Genomic DNA, 4,599 nt, shown 5'->3' with positions numbered 1-4,599 from the left:
CCAGTTCGGCGACGCTGGTGATGCCCTGGTCGGTGTGCAGGGTGAGGTCGGGCGCGAAAGCGCCAGGGCGCGGGCGCATCAGCCGCCGCCCGCGATGCGCTGCAGGTCGGCGTGCAGGCCGGTGAAGGCCTCGGGGCCGACGGCGAGGGCGCCGCTGAACACGTGGGAGATGTCGACGGTGAGGTAGGCCCCGGCGGCGAGCAGCGCCGCCATCAGCGACAGCGGCACCAGCGTCATGCCGCGCGGGCGGGCCCCCGCGAGGAACGGCAGCAGCAGGACCACGGCGCCGGTGACGAGGGTGACGCCGAGCAGGCCGGCGGGGGGTGTCGTCCGGGCGTCCATGGCGCGCTGCCGCCGCGCCGCGGAGATCTCGCCGAGGTGGTCCAGGACGGCGCTGCGGGCGTCCTTGGCCTCGTCGGTGCCGGCCTGGACGGCGATGACCTCGCGGCGGAGCCGGTCGAGGTCGGCCCAGCCGCGGGAGCTGAGCCGGCCGTGCCTCATCAGCCGCCACTCGGGGCCGCGCACGAGTTCGACGTAGGCGATCAGCCCGTCCTGGACGCGCCGGGCGTCGGCGGCGGGGAGGCGCTGGGCGGCCCAGTACGCCTCGGATATCGCCTGGCTCTCGGTGTAGGTGTTGGAGCGGGCCGAGTCCGACGTCGTCCACGGCACGATGATGGCGATGGCGAACGCCAGCAGGAACAGCGCGGAGAGCATCGCGCCGGTGTGGGAGGTGGTGGGGCCGTCGGGGGCGGCGTCGTCCACGGTCCCGCGCGCTCGTCGTACCAGCCGGCTCGCCATGATGACCACGCCGACGGCGCAGGCCGCGGCCGCGAAATAAACGATCATGCCCCTCCCGGAATAGGTCCGTCCATGACCAGGGGTGAGCATAGCTTTACTCAGTGTTGTTGTGTGATGGGTTGTCGCGGACCGTCACCAGGGGGTGACATGACCGCTCGGAGGGGGAAGAGGGGGCTGGCCGCAGGGGGAAGGTGGCGGGAGATGTGCTGCTAGTTCTTGTGGAATACGGTGTCCGTGCCGGAAGATCTCCCGTAGAGAACTCGGTATGAAGGATGATTGTTAGGACCGGCCTGAGAGGGGCGGCTGCGTGAGGGGAGACGGCAATGGCGCCGCAGGGAAAGCTGGACCTCGACCCGGAGGCGGTGCGCACCGCCCGGCGCCTGGCCGCCCGGGCCGCCGAACCCATCATCGACATGGCCCGCTCCCACACCACCGTCTCGGTCGAGCGGGCGCTGCTGAGGCTGGCGGGCCTGACCGGCGCCGACGATGAGGGGCGCCCCTGGGCCAACCACCTCGCCGACGCCGTCCGCGACCAGGTCGGCCTGGAGCACGGGCTCGCCCTGCCGGTCTGGGACGCGCTGCTGGCCGGCCCGCACGGCTCCCTGGACGACCTGGCCCGGGCCGCCGCCCGGGGGCGGGTGTCGTTCCGGCTGCCGTCGGGCACCGACGCCGAGCACGCCCGCAAGGCCGCGGGCGAGGCGGCCCGCGGCGGCATGGCGCGCATCGACCGGCGCCGCGCCGAGCGCGACCGGATGCTGGCCGAGCTGCCCACCCCCGACCGGGCAGACCCGCCCCGGCCGCTGGTCTACCTGATCGTGGCGACCGGCGACATCTACGAGGACATCCCGCAGGCGCAGGCCGCCGCCCGCGAGGGCGCCGACGTCGTCGCGGTGATCCGCTCCACCGGGCAGTCGCTGCTGGACTTCGTGCCCGAGGGCGCCACCCGGGAGGGCTACGCCGGCACCTACGCCACGCGGGAGAACTTCCGGCTGATGCGCTCGGCCCTGGACGACGTCTCCCGCGAGCTCGGCCGGTACGTGCGGCTGACGAACTACGCGTCCGGGCTGTGCATGCCGGAGATCGCGACGCTGGCCGGGCTGGAGCGCCTGGACATGATGCTGAACGACTGCATGTACGGCATCATCTTCCGCGACATCAACCCGCGCCGCACCTTCATCGACCAGCGGTTCTCCCGGCAGATCCACGCCCGCGCCGGCATCGTCATCAACACCGGCGAGGACAACTACCTCACCACCGCCGACGCCGTCGACGCCGCGCACACCGTGATCGTCAGCCAGCTGCTGAACGAGCGGTTCGGGCACGAGGCCGGCCTCGCCGACGACCAGCTCGGCCTCGGCCACGCCTTCGAGATCAACCCGGCGATCCCCGAGTCGTTCCGGATGGAGCTGGCGCACGCCCAGCTCGTCCGGGAGCTGTTCCCCGGGGCGCCGCTGAAGTACATGCCGCCGACCAAGCACATGACCGGCAACATCTTCGCCGGCTACCTGCTGGACGCGTTCTTCAACCTCGCCGGCGTGCTGACCGGGCAGTCGATCATCCTGATCGGGATGATGACCGAGGGCATCCACACGCCCTGGCTGTCGGACCGCGACCTGGCGCTGGAGAACGTCCGCTACGTCCGCGACGCCTGCGGGAACCTCTCCGAGGACTTCATGCCCCGCCCGGACGGGATGCTCGTCCAGCGCGCCAAGCAGGTGCTGTCGGAGTCGGTGGAGCTGCTGGAGCGCATCGCCGACGACGGGCTGCTCGACGCCATCGCCGAGGGCACGTTCGGCGTCACCCGTCGCCCCGCCGACGGGGGCAAGGGCCTGGACGGCGTCGTCCCGCGCGCCGACGGGTACTTCAACCCCGCCATCGAGATCCTCGACACCGAGGACCCCCACGCCGCCCGATCCACCGCCGCCGACCAGGAGGTGCCCGCATGACGGTCGAGAGCCCCGGAACCGGTACCGGGACCCAGGCCCCCGCCGAGCCCGCCGACACCCGGCAGGTGATCCGCCCCTACGGCGACACCACCGGCGACGGCATGGTGCAGATGTCGTTCACCCTTCCCGTCCCGGCCGGCAAGCGCGCCGAGGCGGCCGCGCTGCAGCTCGCGGGGAAGATGGGCCTGGACCCGGCCAGCGTCGTCCACGCCAAGCCCATGGGGCCCGACTTCACCTTCTTCATCGTGTACGGCAAGGTGCGGCACCTCATCGACTACGCCTCCATCCCCGTCCCGGAGGAGCGCGCCTACCCGCTGCTGTCGTCCCAGGAGGTGAACCTGGCGATCCGCGAGGCGCTGAACCGGCGGCTGGTGGTCGTCGGGGCCTGCATCGGCACCGACGCGCACACCGTCGGGATCGACGCGATCCTCAACGTCAAGGGCTTCGCGGGGGAGAAGGGCCTGGAGTACTACCGGGAGATCCAGGTCGTCAACATGGGCGCCCAGGTCACGGTCGAGGAGCTGGTGGAGCGCGCCAAGGCGGAGAACGCCGACGCGGTCCTGGTGTCGCAGGTCGTCACCCAGCGCAACGCCCACCTGCACAACACCAAGCAGATGGCGGCGGCGTTCCACGCCGAGTACCCGACGGCGGTGGCCGGAGGAATGGGGCGGCCCCTTCTGGTCGTCGGCGGTCCCCGCTTCGACACCGTCACCGAGGCCGACCTCGGCGTCGACCGCATCTTCGGCAAGGGCACGACGCCCGCCGAGGTCGCCAGCTACCTCGTGCACGCCCTGCTGCCCGGCGAGCACCGCCCCACGACCATGGAGGAAGAGTGAGCGACCCCCGCGAGGGACTGACCGTCACCCACCGCCGCTACATCCCCTACTCGCACGCCCACTACGCGGGCGACCTGGTCGACGGCGCCTACGTGCTGGGGCTGTTCGGGGACGTCGCCACGGAGCTGTGCATCCGCACCGACGGCGACGAGGGCCTGTTCGCCTCCTACTCCGACGTGCAGTTCCGCGCGCCCGTCCGGGCCGGGGACGTCCTGGAGACCACCGCCGTGCTGGCCCGCGCCGGCACCCGCAGCCGCGTGATGGACTTCGAGGCCCGCGTGGTGTGCCGGGGCCGCCCCGACAAGGGCGAGTCGGCGGCCGAGGCGCTGCCCGAGCCGATCGTCGCGGTCACCGCGACCGGGACCGTCGTGGTCTCGGCCCCGGGAGGCTGACCGGCGCCCACCTGATCGCGTGCAGGGCGTTCGGCGAAATCGCCGAACGCTCTGATCATGGTTTTGAGCTGGGCTAACATGGAGTAGCCGCAGAACATGCGGCGGTTGACAAGGTGGCGGAAGCCGGTAGTTTTGCTGCAGTCCAGCACGGGACTCACCGATCGGCCGCCCGAGGGGCCGCCGGGCGCCGCGCCGCGACGGGGACGGGGATCACGCGAGTGGTCGGCACCGTGCCCGCCCGAGCCAGCGCGGTGATCCGCGGCCGTGTCCGGGCGGAGCCGTCCGATCGCGCGGGGGGTTGGACCCGGGAAGGGCCCGGACATCCAGTAGAAAACGGAGCCTCGTTCTCACCGCCTGTGGGACGACTCCGGCCCGATGGATGTCGCGGGCCCTCTTCCGTGTCCGGCCCCCGTGCCGGCCTCGTGATCACCCGGTGAACGGCCCCGTCCCCGGCCTTCGCTCCCGCGCCGGGTGAGCCGTCCGCTTCCGCCGCGACCTGGGCCCATGGTCGCCGCGGGCGCCCGGGGCCGGTAGCGTTCCGGCAGAGACCCAGAGTGAACGAGGTGGGACGTGGCCCAGGAGACCCTCCCGGACCGGTCGCCGGCGGCGGGGCCGGGCGACGGCCCG

General features: G+C 72.5%; 4 protein-coding genes. 3 read left to right on the top strand and 1 reads right to left on the bottom strand.

The window, feature by feature from the left end:
• Positions 1-78 precede the first annotated feature (78 nt).
• Positions 79-846, bottom strand: a complete 768-nt coding sequence (locus tag AB0K37_RS40360; RefSeq protein WP_363991049.1) for a hypothetical protein — start codon at positions 844-846, stop codon at positions 79-81.
• 275 nt (positions 847-1,121) lie between these two features.
• Between AB0K37_RS40360 and AB0K37_RS40355 the strand changes: the two genes are divergently transcribed.
• Genes AB0K37_RS40355 through AB0K37_RS40345 form a run of 3 tightly spaced genes read left to right on the top strand, consistent with a single transcriptional unit; the run spans position 1,122 to position 3,972 of the window.
• The gene (locus tag AB0K37_RS40355; RefSeq protein ID WP_363991046.1) at positions 1,122-2,744 is read left to right on the top strand and encodes a lysine 5,6-aminomutase subunit alpha; all 1,623 of its coding nucleotides are present in this window, start codon (positions 1,122-1,124) and stop codon (positions 2,742-2,744) included.
• Complete coding sequence (locus AB0K37_RS40350; protein ID WP_363991044.1) at positions 2,741-3,580, top strand: OAM dimerization domain-containing protein; 840 nt, start codon at positions 2,741-2,743, stop codon at positions 3,578-3,580. Before AB0K37_RS40355 ends, AB0K37_RS40350 begins: the two co-directional genes overlap by 4 nt.
• Positions 3,577-3,972: a hotdog fold domain-containing protein gene (locus tag AB0K37_RS40345; RefSeq protein WP_363991042.1), complete on the top strand. Its 396-nt coding sequence runs from the start codon at positions 3,577-3,579 to the stop codon at positions 3,970-3,972. Before AB0K37_RS40350 ends, AB0K37_RS40345 begins: the two co-directional genes overlap by 4 nt.
• Positions 3,973-4,599: the final 627 nt, after the last annotated feature.

The sequence above is a fragment of the Actinomadura sp. NPDC049753 genome (assembly GCF_040674655.1).
Lineage (GTDB): Bacteria > Actinomycetota > Actinomycetes > Streptosporangiales > Streptosporangiaceae > Spirillospora > Spirillospora verrucosospora.
Note: the sequence above shows the minus strand (reverse complement) of the source record. Positions and strands in the feature narration are given on the sequence as shown.

Bases quoted from the DNA above. Each gene is read 5' to 3' on its own strand.
- AB0K37_RS40360 (WP_363991049.1), bottom strand. From the start codon at position 846: ATGATCGTTTATTTCGCGGCCGCGGCCTGCGCCGTCGGCGTGGTCATC.
- AB0K37_RS40355 (WP_363991046.1), top strand. From the start codon at position 1,122: ATGGCGCCGCAGGGAAAGCTGGACCTCGACCCGGAGGCGGTGCGCACC.
- AB0K37_RS40350 (WP_363991044.1), top strand. From the start codon at position 2,741: ATGACGGTCGAGAGCCCCGGAACCGGTACCGGGACCCAGGCCCCCGCC.